This is a genomic window from Kocuria sp. KD4 (assembly GCF_011769905.1).
Lineage (GTDB): Bacteria > Actinomycetota > Actinomycetes > Actinomycetales > Micrococcaceae > Kocuria > Kocuria marina.
In genome coordinates, this window is record NZ_CP050449.1 from 413,771 (window position 1) to 431,870 (window position 18,100).

Annotated in this window: 16 protein-coding genes and 1 pseudogene; 10 read left to right on the plus strand and 7 right to left on the minus strand. The window is 68.6% G+C overall.

The genetic code is table 11. The annotated features are described in order from the left end of the window. Positions 1–17: 17 nt before the first annotated feature. Together HBK84_RS01860 and HBK84_RS13030 are read right to left on the minus strand one after the other, a co-directional pair. The gene (locus HBK84_RS01860) at positions 18–734 is read right to left on the minus strand and encodes a response regulator transcription factor (protein WP_085106122.1); all 717 of its coding nucleotides are present in this window, start codon (positions 732–734) and stop codon (positions 18–20) included. A 63-nt stretch (positions 735–797) separates the two neighbouring features. Beyond that, positions 798–1,763: a TIGR04086 family membrane protein gene (locus tag HBK84_RS13030; protein WP_167318048.1), complete on the minus strand. Its 966-nt coding sequence runs from the start codon at positions 1,761–1,763 to the stop codon at positions 798–800. Positions 1,764–1,919: 156 nt separating this feature from the next. Here HBK84_RS13030 and HBK84_RS01870 point away from each other — a divergent pair, with 156 nt between their 5' ends. The 6 genes and pseudogenes from HBK84_RS01870 (at position 1,920) to HBK84_RS01895 (ending at position 7,176) form a co-directional block, all read left to right on the plus strand. Next, positions 1,920–3,629, plus strand: a complete 1,710-nt coding sequence (locus HBK84_RS01870) for a long-chain-fatty-acid--CoA ligase (RefSeq protein WP_167318049.1) — start codon at positions 1,920–1,922, stop codon at positions 3,627–3,629. A 78-nt stretch (positions 3,630–3,707) separates the two neighbouring features. Further along, on the plus strand, positions 3,708–4,109 hold the full coding sequence (locus HBK84_RS01875; RefSeq protein WP_035964034.1) for an AMP-binding protein: 402 nt from the start codon (positions 3,708–3,710) through the stop codon (positions 4,107–4,109). Positions 4,110–4,272: 163 nt separating this feature from the next. Then, on the plus strand, positions 4,273–4,617 hold the full coding sequence (locus tag HBK84_RS01880; RefSeq protein WP_035964035.1) for a hypothetical protein: 345 nt from the start codon (positions 4,273–4,275) through the stop codon (positions 4,615–4,617). Positions 4,618–4,671: 54 nt separating this feature from the next. Continuing rightward, a pseudogene (locus HBK84_RS01885) lies at positions 4,672–5,046 on the plus strand (MFS transporter); the annotation flags it as partial. A gap of 116 nt (positions 5,047–5,162) precedes the next feature. After that, complete coding sequence (locus tag HBK84_RS01890) at positions 5,163–6,044, plus strand: LysR family transcriptional regulator (protein ID WP_144997197.1); 882 nt, start codon at positions 5,163–5,165, stop codon at positions 6,042–6,044. Between the two features lie 31 nt (positions 6,045–6,075). Further along, positions 6,076–7,176, plus strand: coding sequence for a mandelate racemase/muconate lactonizing enzyme family protein (locus HBK84_RS01895; RefSeq protein ID WP_035964038.1), 1,101 nt, complete (start codon positions 6,076–6,078; stop codon positions 7,174–7,176). Positions 7,177–7,881: 705 nt separating this feature from the next. Here the strand turns inward: HBK84_RS01895 and HBK84_RS13055 are convergent. Further along, positions 7,882–8,490: a Rieske 2Fe-2S domain-containing protein gene (locus HBK84_RS13055; protein ID WP_305047377.1), complete on the minus strand. Its 609-nt coding sequence runs from the start codon at positions 8,488–8,490 to the stop codon at positions 7,882–7,884. Then, positions 8,487–8,729, minus strand: a complete 243-nt coding sequence (locus tag HBK84_RS13060; RefSeq protein ID WP_305047378.1) for a hypothetical protein — start codon at positions 8,727–8,729, stop codon at positions 8,487–8,489. Before HBK84_RS13060 ends, HBK84_RS13055 begins: the two co-directional genes overlap by 4 nt. Positions 8,730–9,119: 390 nt before the next feature. Here HBK84_RS13060 and catA point away from each other — a divergent pair, with 390 nt between their 5' ends. Then, a complete protein-coding gene (gene catA / locus HBK84_RS01905; RefSeq protein WP_206398661.1) occupies positions 9,120–10,004 on the plus strand; it encodes a catechol 1,2-dioxygenase in 885 nt (294 codons plus the stop codon). Between the two features lie 573 nt (positions 10,005–10,577). On the opposite strand, the gene HBK84_RS01910 is transcribed toward catA, so the two are convergent. Beyond that, the gene (locus HBK84_RS01910; RefSeq protein ID WP_167318052.1) at positions 10,578–11,063 is read right to left on the minus strand and encodes a MarR family winged helix-turn-helix transcriptional regulator; all 486 of its coding nucleotides are present in this window, start codon (positions 11,061–11,063) and stop codon (positions 10,578–10,580) included. A 56-nt stretch (positions 11,064–11,119) separates the two neighbouring features. Further along, positions 11,120–11,995: a hypothetical protein gene (locus HBK84_RS12615; RefSeq protein WP_206069179.1), complete on the minus strand. Its 876-nt coding sequence runs from the start codon at positions 11,993–11,995 to the stop codon at positions 11,120–11,122. 162 nt (positions 11,996–12,157) lie between these two features. On the opposite strand from HBK84_RS12615, the gene HBK84_RS01920 reads away from it, so the two are divergent. Beyond that, entirely contained in the window at positions 12,158–13,255 is a 1,098-nt protein-coding gene (locus tag HBK84_RS01920; protein WP_064847409.1) for a glutathione S-transferase family protein, read from the plus strand. A gap of 427 nt (positions 13,256–13,682) precedes the next feature. Beyond that, the gene (locus HBK84_RS01925) at positions 13,683–14,528 is read left to right on the plus strand and encodes a CoA ester lyase (protein ID WP_167318053.1); all 846 of its coding nucleotides are present in this window, start codon (positions 13,683–13,685) and stop codon (positions 14,526–14,528) included. Between the two features lie 47 nt (positions 14,529–14,575). Here HBK84_RS01925 and HBK84_RS01930 read toward each other — a convergent pair whose 3' ends face one another. Continuing rightward, the gene (locus HBK84_RS01930) at positions 14,576–15,286 is read right to left on the minus strand and encodes an HAD family phosphatase (RefSeq protein ID WP_167318054.1); all 711 of its coding nucleotides are present in this window, start codon (positions 15,284–15,286) and stop codon (positions 14,576–14,578) included. A 118-nt stretch (positions 15,287–15,404) separates the two neighbouring features. Between HBK84_RS01930 and malQ the strand changes: the two genes are divergently transcribed. Continuing rightward, on the plus strand, positions 15,405–17,636 hold the full coding sequence (gene malQ, locus HBK84_RS01935; RefSeq protein ID WP_167318055.1) for a 4-alpha-glucanotransferase: 2,232 nt from the start codon (positions 15,405–15,407) through the stop codon (positions 17,634–17,636). Positions 17,637–18,100: the final 464 nt, after the last annotated feature.

Here is an 18,100-nt window from a genome sequence, read left to right on the forward strand (position 1 = left end):
GGTGTCCGGTGGGGGAATCACAGCTTCTTCTCGGCGCTCGTCACGTCGTCCTCGGGGTCCACGAGACCGTCCTCGATCGCGCGGATCCGCAGGTCGATCTTGGTGGGGGCCGGGCGCCCGATCCGCGCGTACTTCTCACGGATCCGGTCGATGTTGGTCTTCACCGCGGACTGCTTGATCCCCATGCGGCGGGCGACCTGCACCTGGGCGAACCCGGAGGCGTACAGGCGCAGGGTCTCGCGTTCGCGCGGGGACAGGGCGGCGCGGGAGAACTCGACGTCCCCGTCGATGGCCGCGGCCAGTTCTTTGGTGATCACGGGTTTGCCGTCCGCAATCGCCCGCGCCTCCTCGATGGCGTGCTCGAGCGGGTCCGATTTGCGCACCAACCCCAGGGCGCCGGCGCGCAGCGCCTCGCGGATCAACCCGGCGTTCTCGCCGATGCTGAAGATCAGCACCTTCATCCCGGCGCTGCGCAACCGTTCCACGTTGCCCGCCGGGCGTGACTTGTCCGCCAGGGACAGGTCCAGCAGGACGACGTCGCACTCGATGCGTTTCGAGCCCTGCGCGGTGAGGGCGGGATTCTCCGGGTCCCGGCCCAACTGGTCCAACAGGGTGGACACGGAATCCGATGATCCCACGAGCTTGACGTCCGCGAGCGATGTCATGGACACCAGACGCACGCCTTCACGGACCACTTCATGATCGTCGACTACGGCGACGAGTGTTGAAGGCATAGAAAGTTCCTCCGTACTCCCCAGTGAGGACCCAGCCCAGGCCCTCGACAGAACGGAAGTCTACTAGCTTATTGCATTCGAAACCGTCCAGGCGTCCACTTTACGGTGGTAGCGCATGCCCCACACCCCGCCCAGGACCGCGCCCGCGAGTCCCAGCAGCACGAGACCCGAGAGCGCGATGAGACCCATTCCCACATCGCTCCCGATCAGCTCCTGCGCGACCCAGCGGGGACCGGCCGCCGTGGCGGCGTCGGCCCACAGCAACACCACGACCGAGGCGACGGCGCGCGCCAGCAGGGACCACAGCCACACGCTCGCGCCCTGGGCGACCCCCGAGAAGCGCGCCATGCGCCCGGCCACGTACCCTCCCGCGATCATCGAGAGCAGTTCCACGACGCCCAGGACGGCGACGGCGATCCACGACTGCGCCGCCCCCGGCGCCTGCCATGCCCGGGCCAGGGTATCGCCCGCTCCCCGGGTCACGTCCAGGCCCAGCTGGGGTCCCAGCAGTCCGGCGAGCGTGAGCAACAGGCCACCCAGTGAGATGGCCGTGAGCAGTCCCAACACCCCGGGGATCAGTTGCATACCGCCGAAGTGCTGGCGCTGCCGCCGCCGCAGTTCCTCCACTGTGGGCCGGGCCGCGGTGGTGGAGCCCTCCGGGCGCACCGCGGGGCGCATGGAGTCCCACGCGGCCTCGGCCGAGATCCGCTCGCTCGGGGGTGTGAGGTGGTCGTCGCCCACGGGGTCCGTGTTGCCGGAGCGCTCGTCCCGCGGGTGCAGGCGTCCGGAGGCGACGCCGGTGCGTCCCGTGCGCGGTGCCGTGTCCCGGGCGGGGGAGCGGACGTCGTCGTACGGGGAGACCGACGGCAGGGCGGCGGTGTCGCCGGCCGCGGCGTCGTCGTGCCGGACCCCGGGACGGGGGAGGGGGCGCGTGGCCTGGGCATCGCCGGCGGGGCTCACCCGGGAGGTCGGCTCGGTCCAGGGTGCGTTGCCGTCATCGAGAGGATCGCGAGCGGTGGAGGGGGACATGGAGGGCCTCGATTCGGCGGGGATTCCGGTGGCGGGTCCCCAGAAGTCTATCGAGACCGGGTCCGTGGGACGGGTCCGGGGCGCCGGGTGCGACGTCGTCGTGGGACGCGGGCGAATGTCCCGCGGCGGGCCGGGCGGGACGGTAGCCTCGCTGACATGGCTGAGACGAATTCCCGAGACTTCCTGGCGACCCGCCCGTGGACGGCGAGCTACGACCCCGGCGTTCCCCGAGACCTGGAGCTGCCCGAGACCTCCCTGGTGCACATGCTCGAGAAATCGGTGGCCCGCCACGGCGCGAAGACGGCGGTCGAGTTCTTCGGCGCGGGAATGACGTACGCGCAGCTCGGTGACCAGGTGCGACGGGTCGCGGAAGGACTGCGGCTGCTGGGCGTGCAGGCCGGGGACCGCGTGGCCATCGTGCTGCCCAACTGCCCCCAGCACATCGTGGCCTTCTACGCCGCCCTGCGGCTCGGGGCCATCGTGGTGGAACACAACCCGCTGTACACGACCCCGGAACTGCGCCACCAGTTCGAGGACCACGGTGCGCGCGTGGTGATCGCGTGGGACAAGGTCGCCGCGAGGATCACCGGGATGCCCAAGGACCTGGCCGTCGAGCACGTCGTGGCCGTGGACATCACCGCGAGCATGCCCACGATGATGCGCGTGGGACTGCGCCTGCCCCTCAAGAAGCTCGCCGAGCAGCGCCGAGAGCTCACCCAGCCGGCCCCGGGGACCATCGCGTGGAAGTCCCTCGTGGACTCCGACCCGATCCGTGAGGACCACCCCCGGCCCGCGGCCACGGACATCGCCCTGCTGCAGTACACGTCCGGGACCACGGGCCTGCCCAAGGGCGCCATGCTGAGCCACCGCAACCTGGAGTCCAACGCCGTGATGGGCCAGCACTGGTTGGACAGCTCGTCCGACGAGGTCGTCTACGGCGTGCTGCCCCTGTTCCACGCCTTCGGGCTGACCCTGGGTGTCACGTTCGCGATGTCCCTGGGCGCTAAGCTCGTCCTGTTCCCCACCGTGCGCGCGGACCTCATCCTGCGGGCCATGAAGAAGAGCATGCCCACGGTGCTGCCGGCCGTCCCGCCCGTGTACCAGAAGGTGCTCGACGCCGCCGCTGAGCAGGGGAAGGATCTCACCGGCATCCGGGTGGCGGTGTCCGGAGCCATGACCTTGCCCGTGCCCCTGGTCGAGACGTGGGAGGACGCCACGGGCGGGGTGCTGATTGAAGGCTACGGCCTCACCGAGTGCTCCCCGTTGGTCGCGTGCAACCCCCTCAACGAGCACCGCCGTTCGGGTTCGATCGGCATCCCCTTCCCCAGCACGGACGTGCGCATGGTGGATCCGGAGACGGGTGAGGACGTTCCCGTGGACGCGGAGGGTGAGCTGCTGGTCAAGGGCCCCCAGGTCACGCAGGGCTACTGGAAGCGCCCCGAGGAGACCGCGAAACTGTTCACGGGGGACGGCTGGCTGCGCACCGGTGACATCGTGACGGTGGACCAGGACGGCTTCCTGCGCGTGGTGGACCGGATCAAGGAAGTGGTGATCACCGGCGGCTTCAACGTGGCCCCCTCCGAGGTGGAGACCGCCCTGAAACTGCACGACAGTGTCGCGGACGCGGCCGTGGTGGGCATCCCCAACGACGACGGCAACGAGACCGTGGTTGCGGCGGTCGTGCTGGAATCCGGGGTCACCCTAGATGAGGACGCCCTGCGCAAGCACTGCTACGACAAGGTCACCCGCTACAAGGTGCCGCGCCGGATCGTGGCCATGGACGACCTGCCCCGCACGATGCTCGGTAAGACCCTGCGGCGAGCGGTCAAGCAGGACATCATCAAGAACAACCTGTTGGACTCCTGACACCTCATCGGCCGGGATCAGCTCGGTCGGAACAACTCCTGCCGAACGGGCGGGCACCACGGGGGCCGGGTGGCCTACATGGGGTTCAACCACCCCGCCCTGCTGGAGACGTTCTTCGCCGCGGGATCGATCGGGGCGGCCGCAGTCCTGGTGAACCCCCGGCTGCGGCAGGCGGAAGTGGAGTACATTCTGGGCGACTGCGGTGCCACCACCGTGGTCTTCGGGCAGGACCAACGCGAGAATGCTGCGGGTCTGGAGGCCGAACTGACCGGCGTGCGCTCCTGGGTGAGTATGGACGGCGGCGGACCCGGGGAGGAGTACGAGCGGTTCCTGGCCTCCGGTTCCGAGGAGCTCGTGGACGAACCGGTGGAGCAGGACGACCTGGCCCTGATCATGTACACGTCCGGGACCACGGGCCGGCCCGAGGGTGCCACGCTCACGCACCGGACAACCTCTTCTACCAGTACGTCAACACCCTGATCGGTCAGGACCCGCGCCAGGACGAGGACCACCTGGCCGTGGCGCCCCTGTTCCACATTGCCGGGCTGACCATGATGACGCTGCCCACATTCATGCTGGGCGGGACCATCATCATCCACCGTCAGTTCCGCACCCCGGACGTGGTGACTCCGGGGGCATCGCCGTGGAGGACGAGGACGGGTACCTCTACGTCAAGGACCGCATGAAGGACATGTACATCTCGGGCGGGGAGAACGTGTACCCCGCCGAGGTGGAGAACGCCCTGCCGGGTCTCGAGGAGATCCAGGAAGCGGCCGTGATCGGTGTGCCGGACGGGCGTTGGGGCGAGACCGGCCGCGCGTTCGTCGTGCTGTTCGAGGACGCCCCCGAGCTGAGCGGGAACGAGATCCTCACCCGGCTGCGCGAGGGGCTGGCTACCTACAAGCTTCGCACCCGGGTGGAGGTCGTGGCCGAACTGCCGCGCACCACGGGCAAGATCCAGAAGAACGTCCTACGCGAACGCGCCTGATCCCGAGGAACCACCATGTCATCAACCACCGCCCCGGGGACCGAGCTGCGGTCCATGGATCGCAGGCCGCAGGACAGGAAAGCGCGCCGCGTGATCCTCTCCAGCTACCTGGGCTCCACCACCGAATACTACGACTTCCTGCTCTCCGCCTCCGCGCTGGTGTTCCCGCACGTGTTCTTCCAGGACCTGGACCCGGTGGCCGGTGTGATCGCCTCCTACGGGACGTTCGCCGCGGGCTACCTCGCGCGGCCCCTGGGCGGTGCGATCTTCGGTCACTTCGGGGACAAACTGGTCCGGAAGAAGATGCTCATCCTGCCCATGTTCGTCATGGGTATCGGCTCCACGCTGATCGGGCTGATCCCGTCCTCCGCGAGCATCGGTTCGTGGGGTGCGATCCTGCTCATCCTGCTGCGCGTATTCCAGGGCATCCCGGCTTCCGCCGGTGTGCACTTCGGCGTCGTCGAATTCTGACAATATCTATTTCTAATCCCTGTGATTATGGATAAACTCCATATCAAGGTGGCGGACGGGGACCGGGGAGAACCATGGAGCTTCGACAACTCAACTACTTCATCGCAGTGGCGGAGGAGCGGCACTTCGGCCGTGCCGCCAAACGCTTGCACATGGCGCAACCGCCGTTGTCGCAACAGATCCGTCAGCTCGAGGAACAGCTCGGCGTCAAACTGCTGGACCGCACGACCCGGCGCGTGGACCTGACCCCGGCCGGACAGGAGCTGCTGGACCGCGGACGCCAGATCATCAACGAGGTGGAGACGCTCAAGGCGGACGTCTACCAGGTGGGCAACGGCGCCACCGGGGTGCTGCGCGTGGGCTTCTCTGGCTCGGCCACCTACAGTGTCATGCCGCGGCTCGTGCGCCACGCCAAGGAGCAGCTGCCCGGAGTCTCCCTCACCCTGCAGGGCGAGATGTTGACGCCAGCCATGGAGGCAGGACTGCGGGACCACACGCTCGACGCCGCGATCCTGCGCCCTCCCGTGGCATCCCAGGACATCGAGTACCGGATCGTGGGCCGGGAGAAGCTCGTGGTGGCCATGCCCAGCGACAGCCCCCTGGCGTCCGGGCGGCCCGTGGCGGCGAACGAACTGCAGGAGCAGAACTTCGTGTCCTACCCGCCGGGATCGGCCGTGCACCGCACCGTGTCCGAGATGTGCCGCCGGGCGGGCTTCCAGCTGCGCATCGCGCAGGTCACCCACGAGACCTCCACCATGCTCTCGTTTGTCGCGGCCAGCAGCGGGATCGCCGTGGTCCCCGAGTCCGTACGGGCGCTGCAGCTCGAGGGCGTGCTCTACGCGGGCCTCGAGGATTCCCCCGTGACCGAGATGGCCGTGGCCTGGCGGCGGGACGACCGCTCGGCCCTGCTGGGCAATTTCCTGAACCTCGTCATGGACGTCACTGACCACGACTGACCCGAGCACCACCCGCTCAAGAAAGGCGACCATGAACATCACCCGCATCGAGGCGATCCCCTACTCGATCCCCTATGTGCACCCCCTGCACTTCGCCTCGGGTTCCGTGACGGAAGCGGACCACGTCCTCGTGCGGGTGCACACGGACGAGGGCATCGTGGGCACCGCGGACACCCCGCCCCGGCCGTACACCTACGGTGAGACCCAGAAGTCCATCGTGGCGGTGATCGAGGACATCTTCTCCCCGCAGCTCAGCGGTCTGGACGCCTTCGCCCGGGAGCGGATGCAGACCGTCATGGACCGCACCTTCCACAACCAGACCGCCAAGGGCGCGGTGGACATCGCCGTGTGGGACGCGATCGGCCAGCTGCTCGGACAACCCGTGTCCACGCTGCTGGGCGGGTACACCGACCACATGAGCGTCTCCCACATGCTGGGGTTCAAGCCCGCGGAACAGCTGCTCGAGATCGCCCTGGAGTTCCGGGAGACCTACGGGATCACCACCTTCAAGCTCAAGACGGGGCGCCACCCCGTCTCGCTCGACGTCGAGGCCGCCCGCGTGCTGCGCGAGGGCCTGGGTCCCGAGGCGCGGATCTACATGGACGCCAACCGCGGGTGGAGCGCCAACGAGGCCTCCGAGGTCCTGCGCCTCACCGCGGACCTCGGCATGGAGTTCCTCGAGGAGCCCGACGACGCTCGGGAAGTCATGGGCCGACGTCGCCTCGTGAGCACCTCGCCCATCCCGATTGCCGCGGACGAGTCCGCCCCGAACCTGGGCACGGCGGCCAAGGAGCTGCTGAGCGGGGGAGCGAACCTGCTCGCGATCAAGACCGCGCGCTCGGGCTTCACCGAGGCCACCAAGATAGTGGGTCTCGCGGAGGGCCTGGGCGTGGACGTCTACGTGGGCAACCAGATCGACACCCAGGTGGGGACCATCGCGTCCGTGACCTTCGGCGCGGCCTTCTCCCACACGTCCAAGCGCGCGGGGGAGCTGTCCAACTTCCTGGACATGGCGGACGACCTGTTGGCCGAGCCCCTGCGGATCGTGGACGGGAAGATCCACGTGCGGGACGTCCCCGGGGTCGGCACCGTGATCGACGAGGACAAGCTCGCCTACTACCGGGCCCGCTGAGGCGGTCCGCCCCCGTCCCTCGCGCGGAGCGGGGTGGGCGGGCCGCATCCTGCGTGCGGTCGTGGGCGGGTGGCGACACCGGGGTCGTCCCGGCTCTCGACTCCCGGCCCAGCAGGGCCCGTCATTCCTGCTTCGGTACAGGGCCGCGAGCTCGCCGCGGGAATAGATGCCGAACTTGGCATAGATCCCGGCCGCGGCTTCCTCGGCGTCGAGTTCGCTCACGGCCTTGTCCATGACCTGCTTCCAGTAGCCGTGCTGGACGGGGTACAGGCCCTCGTCCTCGGTGCGCACGCCGGAGGCCAGGACGTTGGTCACGCCGAGCGCGGTGGCCTGCTCGTCCGGGCCCTTGATCTCGTGGGCCATGCCGCGGCTCATGTCGTTCCACGGCGCGGAGGTGGCCTGGTACGTCTTCTGGCAGGAGCGGAACTCCTCGAGATCGTCCGGGGTGGCCATACCGGTGGCGTTGAAGAAGTCCTCGTACTGGCGGATCCGGTGGGCGCGGGACTTATCCGACTCACCCTTGGAAGCGATGCAGTAGATGGTGACCTCGGTCTTGTCCACGGCGATGGGGCGCACGTGACGGATCTGGGGGGAGAACTGGTCCATGAGGTACACGTTCGGGTACAGGCACAGGTTGCGGGAGATGTTGATCATGAAGTTAGCCATCTCCTCGCCGTACTTCTCCACGAGCTCCTCGCGGCGGTCTCACAGGGGACGGTCCTGGGGGTTGCCCCATTCCTGCCACAGCAGCAGGTGGCCGTGCTCGAACGAGCAGAACCCGCCCTTGGCCTTGCCCCACTTGCCGGCGTCCATGGCCTTGGTGCTGTTGGTCGAGTCACCCGCGGCACGGCGGGAGGTGGTGGCGGCGTAGTTCCAGTGCGTGGCGGTCACGTGGTAACCGTCCGCGTCGTTCTCCATCTGCACCTTCCAGTTGCCGTCGTAGGTGTAGGTGGACGCGCCACGCAGCACCTCGAGGCCCTCCGGGGACTGCTCCACGATGAAGTCGATCATTTTGGTGGCGTCACCCAGGTGCTCCTCGAGGGGTAGGACATCCGGGTTCAGCGATCCGAACAGGAAGCCCTTGTAGTTCTCGAAACGGGCTGCCGTGGTGAGGTCGTGGGAGCCGTCCTTGTTGAAGTTCTCCGGGTAGCCGGCGCCGCGGGAGTCCTTGACCTTGAGCAGCTCACCGGAGTTGCGGAACGTCCAGCCGTGCAACGGGCAGGTGAACGTGGTGCGGTTGTCGGTCTTGCGGCGGCACAGCATGGCACCGCGGTGGGCGCACGCGTTGATCAGGGCGTGCAGTTCACCGTTCATCTCCCGGAGATCACGATGGGCTGACGGCCGATGTACGTGGCGGAGTAGTCGCCCACGTTGGGGATCTGCGAGTCGTGGGCCAGGTACACCCAGTTGCCCTCGAAGATGTGCTTCATCTCGAGCTCGAAGATCTCGGCGTCGGTGAAGATCTCGCGCTTGGCGCGGATGATCCCCTCCGCGCGGTCGTCCTCGACGGCGCCGTCGAGGACTTCGTGCAAACGGCTCAGGGTCTCGGTCATGGCGTAACTCCTTGAACATTGGGCGCCGACGTCAGCCGACGAGGTGGTGCGGGTGCGGGACCGAGGGGCCTGAGGGGCGCGATCCCGCAGGTGAACCAGCAGGTGCGTATCCCTCATGCTGGTGGAGGGTGATCCCACTCACATCAAAGGGAACTTTAGGCTGAACCTGGGGGCATTTGTTCACGTTATAGAATAAGTAACACTCGATTGAATATTTGTTGAATATAGATTCGCCGCATTAATCTGAGACGGACGTCACGGATTGCAGTTTCGTGCCTCACGTTCGCCATCCGGCCAGGGATCCGATCGACGGGTCCGGAGCGCGGAGCGAGGGGCAGCTGCTATCACCCCCGGGCGTCCCCATCTGCTATGAGAACCGTGGAGGTCACCATGACTGACAACCCTTTCGCCGCACACCTCAAGGAGAGCCAGGGCACCGCCGTCGAAGCCGGTACCAAGGCCACCGAGCGTTTCGCCGCTTCCGGCAAGAAGTCCAAGCTCGACGTCCCCAAGGAGCGCGTCTCGCTGCTCGCGGGTGCGCTCATCAAGGCTGCCAATGACATCGTGGAAGAGCACGAGGTCACCTATGAGGAGTACAACGCCCTGAAGGCCTGGCTCATCAAGGTGGGCACGGATGGTGAGTGGCCGCTGTTCCTGGACGTGTGGCTCGAGCACACCGTGGAGGACGTCAACTCCAAGGAGCGCCCGGGCACCGTGGGCACCATCGAGGGCCCCTACTACGTGTCGAACGCCCCCGAACTGCAGACCCCTGCCACGCTCGAGATGCGCGAGGATGAGGAGGGCACCCCGCTGCTGTTCCACGGTGACTTCACCGACACCGACGGCAACCCCATCAAGGACGCCCAGGTGGAGATCTGGCACGCCGACGCCGCCGGGTTCTACTCCCAGTACGCGCCGGACATGCCCGAGTGGCTCTTCCGCGGCACCGTCAAGGCGGACGAGAACGGGCACTTCGAGATCCACACCATGCAGCCCGCTCCGTACCAGATCCCCACGGACGGTGCGTGCGGTCAGCTGATCGCCGCCGCCGGTTGGCACGCGTGGCGCCCCGCGCACATCCACATCAAGGTCTCCGCTCCCGGCTACCAGCTGGTCACCCAGCAGCTCTACTTCCCGGGTGACCCGCACAACGAGGACGACATCGCCTCGGCTGTGAAGCCCGAGCTCATGCTGGACGTGCAGGAGCGCGCAGACGGCTCCGGCAACGAGGTTCAGTACGACTACGTGCTCGCCAAGGAAGGCGAGAGCCGCTGAGTCTTTCGCTCGGTCCCGTTACGACGGCGCACCCCGACCCCGTGTTCGCGCACGGCGGTGGGGTGCTTTCGTTGGCGTGCCCACCGGTGGCATCGGTCAGCGATGCCAGCTGGAGGTGGGTCGCCGGCAGCGGCCAGTTGCACCGGCCAAGGGTGCCGAACCTCGGAGGGAAACAAGCGTGGACTATCACGCCTGACCGGGGGACAATACAAAGCATGTGAATATAACGAAATAAGTCTCCTTGTGATGCAGAGGACCCCCGGATTTCCGGGGGTCCTCGTCGATTCCCGGGATCATCAGTAGCTTTACTTGCGTATCAATGTAGTTGCTGCATAAAATCTTGTTGTCGGCCGAAGTGGCCCGGGCGCATCCCCCCAAATACGCGCCCGGATGATCCCCCGGCTGGCCGGCGTCCCGATCTCCCCCAGATTCGGGATGTCCGACGGGTCCTGCCGATCCCCCAAGTGGCAGGACCCGTCCCCTGTTAACGGGCTTTTTTCGTGGAAACCCGCTGGACGCGTCGGCCGCAGCAAGCCCCGGGGTCCACCGCGAGGACCACGGCTCGAAGGTCCGTCAGGCGAGATCCATGGACCGCAAGCGCGGCAACACCTTGTCCGCGATGCTCACCAGGGCCGTCTGTTCCTCCTCGCTGAGCCGGTCCATGAACGCGGCACGCACCATCTCCAGGTGGGCGGGGGCCGCGCGCGCGATGACCTCGCGCCCGTGCTCGGTGATCCCCACCACGAGTCCGCGGGCATCGGTGGGGCTGGGGGAGCGGCAGATCATGTCCCGCCGTTCCATACGGGAGAGCATGTGGGACAACCGCGAGCGTTCCCAGCCCAGTTCCCGGAGCAATTCACGCGAAGGCAGTTCCCCCGAGTCGCTCTCGGACAGCGGGACGAGGACCTCGTACTCGGATCCGGACAGTGCGCTGTCACGTTGCAGCTGCCGGTCCACCGCGCGCTCCATGCTGCGGGACAGGGTCAGGAAGCAGCGCCACACCCGGTCCTCGGTGTCGCTGAGCCACGGCGTGTGCCGAGTGCCGGTCGTGCTGTCCATGGGTGTTTCCTCGTGGTGCGCCGCGCGGGGCGGGGGCTGGCGGGTGGGCGGGGGTGTCAGTCCCGGGGGTCGTGTCTGATCCAGTCCGAATCGTAATAGTTGCCTTCGTCCCGCCGGTCCCGGTCACGCAGTCGCTCGGCGTAGTCCGTGGGACGAAGGGGCGAATCGTCGTCGTCGGGCCGGGTGAGCCGGGACGTGGCCACGAGGCCGAAACCGAGCCCGGCACCCACGATCATGGTCATCCCACCCACGATGAACGCCAGGATGTAGTCGTCCAGCAGGTCCGCGGGCACGGAGGGCCCGAGCCACGAGGGGACTACGAAGGCCGTGGCGATGCAGCCGAGGCCCAGGAGCAGCAGGGCCGCAGGGATCAGCCACAGCTTGGACCACGCACGGCGCACGGGTTGCGTGGGATCCCGGAAGATCGGCAGCGCCCGGGTCTGCACGAGCGCGTACCCCGCGACCCCGGCCACCGTGAGGACCGCCCCGATGACCCAGCCGAGCCACGCGCCCTGCGCGATCAGACCGAGGCCGACGAGCAGCCCCAGCAGGACCACGGTGAAGGACAGCCCGCGGCCCATGCGCCGCGCCGCACGCGACGACGCCGCGCGGGCCTCCGCTGACGGGGACGCAGCCAGGCGCGGGGTCGCGGCGGACGGGGACCCAGTGGACGGCGCCGCGGTCGGGGAGCCGGGGGAGGCGGCCGAGCCGGGCGCCGTCGTTCCGCCCGAAGCAGACTGGGTGTCCCGGTCAGCGGAACCCTGCGGGCCCCCGGGACCCTGCGCATCCCCGGGACCCGTGGTGCGGATGCCGTAGGTCGGGCGTTCGCGGGGAGCGGGCACGGGTGACCGCGCGCCGCCGCGTGACGGTGCGTCCTGGGAGGGGGAATCGGACGGGTCGTGCTCGTCCCGTGGGTGTGGGGCAGAAGTCATGGGCAAGTTCTCGGGTGAGGGGACAACGGGCTCACGCGGGGTGTTTCGACAGGGCCACTGTAGCCCTCCGCGCGAGTCCTCCGCGCGGTCCAGGGCACCCCGGGGCTACCCCACTCGAGGATTGGTGACGTATCATCAAAATATATTCACGGAAGGTACAGCATGTTGGATTCCACGACCCAGAACATCGAACAGGCCGAGGACGGGCGCTACTCCACCGCCGGGGCCTACGTCCACGAGGGCGAGGAGTACAACCGCGACACCACCTACATCGAGGACCGCATCGTGGCGGACCCGGAGCACGCGGAACTGGCCGAAGGCGCCCGGGCGTGGCCCGTGGAGGCCGGTCGGTACCGGTTGGTGGCCGCGCGGGCGTGCCCGTGGGCCAACCGCACGCTGATCGTGCGCCGCCTGCTGGGCCTGGAGGACGCCATCTCGGTGGGCCTGCCCGGACCCACGCACGATTCCCGTTCGTGGCGTTTCGACCTGGACCCGGATGGGCGCGACCCCGTGCTGGGCACCGAGCGGCTGCAGGAGAACTACTTCAAGCGTTTCCCGGACTACCCCCGGGGGATTACGGTGCCGGCCATCGTGGACATCCCCACGGGCCAAGTGGTGACCAATAACTTCCCGCAGATCACCGAGGACTTCAGTACCGAGTGGAAGCAGTTCCACCGGGAGGGCGCCCCCGATCTGTGGCCCGAGGAGCTCGTGCCCGAGATGCGCGAGGTGATGCACCGCATCTACACCGAGATCAACAACGGTGTGTACCGCTGCGGTTTCGCGGGCTCGCAGGAGGCCTACGAGTCTGCGTACGAGCGGTTGTGGACGGCCATGGACTGGGTCGAGGAACGGCTCTCCGGCCAGCGCTACCTCATGGGCGATCACATCACCGAGGCGGACGTGCGCTTGTTCACCACCCTCGCACGTTTCGACCCGGTGTACGTGAGCCACTTCAAGGCGTCCCGGAACAAGCTCACGGAGATGCCCAACCTGTGGGGTTACGCGCGCGATCTGTTCCAGACCCCGGGCTTCGGTGACACCGTGGACTTCCAGCAGATCAAGGAGCACTACTTCGTCGTGCACCGGGACATCAACCCGTCCGGCATCGTGCCGCTCGGCCCGTCCCTGGAGAACTGGACGAGCCCCCACGGTCGCGAGTCGCTGGGCGGCTCCCCGTTCGCCCCCGGTGCCACGGCATCGGGTCCCGTGCGGGACGACGAGCGAGTGGACCCGGACCACACCCCGCTCGCCTCCTGATCACCTCACGCGGCCCCCGGACGATGCGCAGGACCCGTCCGGGGGCCGCGCGGTGCCGCGTGCGCCCGTGTGGTGTTGAGCGCCCTCACCGGGGGTACGCCATGCCGTACGGAGGTCGCTTCTCATCGCGCGACGCCGGGGTGGTTCGCGCATCCTCGTGGGATCCCCACAAACCCCCGGCGGGGGCTTTTGTGCCCCGGCCCGACGGCGCTCGATGGCCCCTCGTACTAGGGTTGATGTCGCGTGTCGGGTGACTTCACCCGCGCGGCACCGCCGCCGTACCGCACCCGATGGGCGCTCGTCGCGGTCCCGGACGACACCCCGATCCCACGGTTACGAATCGCGCCCTGACGCCGTCGTCCCGCGGGGTGCGACGAGCCGCCCCGAACGCTCCCAGACCGATCCCACCCACTTCCCCAGGAGACCCATGGCCCCGTACCGTAACCAACGCGCCGCTGCACTTCCCGCGCGACTCTCCCGCTCGTGGTTGCTGACGTCCGCGGCGGACACGTCGCTGTTCGCGCCCGCGCTGGCCTCGGAAGCGGACTCCGTGATCCTGGACATCGAGGACGCGGTGCCGGAGGAGGACAAGGACCGCGCCCGTGAGGACATGATGGAGGCCATGCACCAGGGCGTGAGCGCATGGGTGCGGATCAACGACATCACCACCCCGCACTGGGAGAAGGACCTGGCCGCGCTGAATGAGGTCGACAACCTGCGGGGCATCGTGCTCGCCAAGACCGAGCACCCGGACCACATCACCAAGACCGCCATGATGAGCCACGCGGGAATCCCTGTGGTCGCACTGATCGAGTCCGCCGTGGGCCTCATGAACGCGTACGACATCGCGCGCGCCCCGGGCGTGTTCCGGCTCGCGTTCGGTGTGGGCGACTTCCGCCGTGACACCGGTGCCTCGGGGGACCCCATGGCCCTGGCGTTCGCGCGCTCGACCCTGGTCACGGCGTCGCGGGTGGGTGAGCTGCCCGGTCCCATCGACGGCCCCACCAACGGGGTGTCCGGGGCGGAGCTCGAGGCCGCGTGCAAGGTCACGCAGTCCATGGGCATGACGGGCAAGCTGTGCCTGAACCCGGACCAGACGGACGGCATCAATCACGCGTTGGCCCCGAGCGATCAGGAGATCCGCTGGGCCCGTGAGATGATCGAGCAGGCCGAGTCCGGTCACGCCGGTGCGGACGGTTCCTACCTCCCGCGCCTCGCGCGCGCCAAGAAGGTCTCGGAACTCGCGGAGACCTACGGCCTCTGGAACAGCTGATCCGCCGCGGGGTCCGTCCAGCGGGCCCAGCTGCGGACTCCCCGCACCTACAGCGGCAGTCCCCACACCCGCAGCATGTCCCCGACCGCGGGGTCGGCCAGCGACTCCGCCCGGAAGTGGGACGTGATGGGTTCGTCGTGGCCGTGGGGCACTCCCAGCACCCACAGTCCCGCGGCGACCGCGGCTGCGGTGCCCGCGGGGGAGTCCTCGACCGCGAGCGCGTCCGCGGGCTCCACTCCCAGGCGCCGCGCGGCCTCCTCATAGATGTCCGGGGCGGGTTTGCCGCGGGGTACGTCCTGCGCGCTGACCCACGTCACGACAACGTCCGCGAGGCCGATCGCGTGCATCTTCCGATCCAGGATCCCGCGGGTGGAGTTGCTCGCCACGGCTACCGGGACCCGCTGGGCGCATGCCCGCACGGTCTCGATCGCGCCCGGTAACGGTTCCAGGACCTCACCGACCACGTCCTCCTCGGTGCGCACGAGCCGCTCGTACACGGCGTCGAACCCGGGAGCGGGCTCGTCCCGCTGCTCGGCCACGGCTGCCGCGCGCCGCGAGATGTCCCGGGCCACGTCCGCGGCGGACAGCCCCATGAGGGACGTGCCCGCGCGCTCGTCGAGCGTCACACCGAACGATTCGGCGACCTGGGCCTGCACACGCGCCCACGCGCTCTCGGTGTCCATGAGCACGCCGTCGCAGTCGAAGACGACGGCGCGCGGGCGCCAGTGCGGGCCCGGGCCGGGCAGGGTGGTATCCATGCCCCCCAGTCAACCACGTGTCCCCGGCGTGTCCGCGCGGCGCTCCGGGCGTGATCCCGGTGGGCAGCGGCGTCGTCGTCGACCGAGGGGACCCGTCCCCGCTGGCTAGAGTGGGGGCATGGCGGAGAACGCAGGAACTTCAGGGGAAACGACTGTGCAGCGCTTGGCCACCGAGTACGGGGTGGCCACCGAGTACCGGGGCTTCGACGGGGGAGTCGAGACCGTGCCGGAGCGGACGCTGCGCCGTGTCCTCACGGCACTCGGCGCGGACGTCTCGGACGACGACGCCGCGCGGCGCAGTCTGCGCGACCGCGAGCTGGCGCCGTGGCTCGAGCTGCTGCCGCCCGTGGTGATCGCGGAGGAGCAGTGTGAGGCCATCGTGCCCGTGGCCACCACGCAGGGGGACACCGTGCGGGTGCGGTTGTGGCCCGAGGACGATCCGGACGCGGTGCGCGAGCTGCACCCGGCGCCCGACGTGGCTCCCGAGACCCGCGAGGTCGATGACACGGTCCGCGAGCGCGTGCCCTACGAACTGCCCCGAGACCTCCCGCTGGGCTGGTACCGTCTCGAGGCCCGGACGGGCTCGGGGCAGCGCAATAGCATCGACGTGGCGGTGACCCCGCAGCGCCTCAGCACCACGGACCGGCTGCGCGGGCGCCGCCGGTGGGGCTACATGGCCCAGCTGTACTCGGTGATGTCCTCCCGCTCGTGGGGCGTGGGGGACCTCTCGGACCTCGCGTCCCTGGCCGCCATCAGCGGTGTGCAGGGCGCGGACTACGTGCTCATCAACCCCCTGCATGCCGCGGAACCCACGCCTCCCGTGGAGCCCTCCCCGTACCTGCCCTCGAGCCGACGCTTCTTCAACCCGCTGTACCTGCGGATCAGCGACGTCGCGGAGTTCCCGTACCTGCGTCCCGGGGACCGTGAGGTCGTGGCCCAACTCGCCGCGGTGCAACGCAAGGCCGTGCTGGACCCCAGCACGATCGACCGCGATTCCGCCTACGCCGCGAAGCTGAAGAGTCTCGAACTGCTGTTCACCGTGCGCCGTTCGCCCTACCGCCAGCAACAGCTCGAGGCGTTCGTGGCGCATGCCGGGCAACCCCTGCAGGACTTCGCGCTGTGGTGCGCCCTGCGGGAGGAACTCGGGGAGGACTCACCCCTGTGGCGGGACGAGGCAAGTTCCCCGGAGGCGCCGTACGCCCAGGAGGCGCGTACCCGGTTGCGCCACCGGATCAGTTTCCATGTGTGGTTGCAGTGGCTGCTCGACGAGCAGCTCGAGGCCGCGCAGCGTGCCGCGTACCGGGCCGGGATGGACATCGGTGTGGTGCACGATCTCGCGGTGGGGGTGCACAAGCAGGGCGCGGACGCTTGGGCGTTACAGGACGTCCTGGCCCCCGGGGTGAGCGTGGGTGCCCCCGCGGACATGTACAACCAGCTGGGCCAGGACTGGAGTCAGCCGCCGTGGGATCCCCGCAAGCTCGCCGAGGCGGGGTACCGGCCGTGGCGGCAGATGCTCGGCAACATCTTCCGTCACGGCGGGGGTGTGCGGATCGACCACGTGGCGGGACTTTTCCGGTTGTGGTGGATCCCCGATGGCAACCAGGCCTCGGACGGGACCTACGTGTACTACGACCACGAGGCCATGGTGGGCGTCCTGGCCCTCGAGGCCGAGCTCGCCGGCGTGGTGGTCGTGGGTGAGGACCTCGGCACCGTGGAGGACAGTGTGCGCGAGTTCCTGGAGCGCAAGGGCGTGCTGGGAACCTCCATCATGTGGTTCGAGATGGACGGGGACGTTCCCCTGGACCCCTCCCGCTACCGCGAACTGTGCATGGCCTCCGTGAACACCCACGACCTCCCGCCCACGGCGGGCTACCTCGAGGGCGTGCAGCTGCAACTGCGCGAGGACCTGGGACTGCTCGCGCGCTCGCCGGAGGAGGAGCGGGAGGAGGCACGCCGTCAGCTGGACACTTTCTTCACCGCGGTCACGGATGCCGGCTATCTGCCCCGGGATGAGGACCCGGGGGAGCAGGCCAGGATCGAGGCGATCCACCGCTACCTGTGCGACGCGCCGTCCGTGTTGATCAACGTCTCCCTCGTGGACGCGGTCGGGGAGAAGCGGATCCAGAACCAGCCCGGCACGAGCGACGAGTACCCGAATTGGCGGGTCCCGCTCGCGGACTCGGATGGCCGGCCCGTGATGCTCGAATCCCTCCCGGGGTCCGAGCGGGTCAATTCGCTCGTGGACGTGGTCAACGGCGCGCTGGGTACGCATCGCCGGGATCCCAAGGCCAAGGCGCCGGAACAGCCCGAACACCGGGACGTGGCGGACCCGTTCACGGGCGAGTTCTGAGCACTCGCTCCGGCGCGATCCTGTCAGGGGGTTGCCCCGCCGGCGGGATTAGGTAAGAATTGCCTTACCTAATCTCCCGGGTGAGGGGATGGGGCCGAAGAAAACGTGTCGGGGTGGCGGACCGGGTCATGGACGGACCGCCACCCTCGCGTGTTTCCCGTTGTGTTCTTCGGCGGCTTTTCCGGGGGCTCTTCCCGGAGGGATTCTCCCCTGGGTGCGCCGTTCGTGGGGCCCGTCACGGCGGGGCGGACGAGTTGGTCCGTTGCGAGCCAGAGGCTAGGATCGAGGGGCGCGCAATCGCACCGTTTCCGCCTTCGGATTTGCGAGCGAGTCCGTAGAAGCCTAGAATCTAAGGCTGTCGTGTGGTGGAGTCCATCTACCGGCGCCTTGATCTTCACCGTCTTCGTCGTAGCGAGTGCCCTGACCGGTACTGCCGCGGGGTAAACCCATCACGCCCGGCGCGC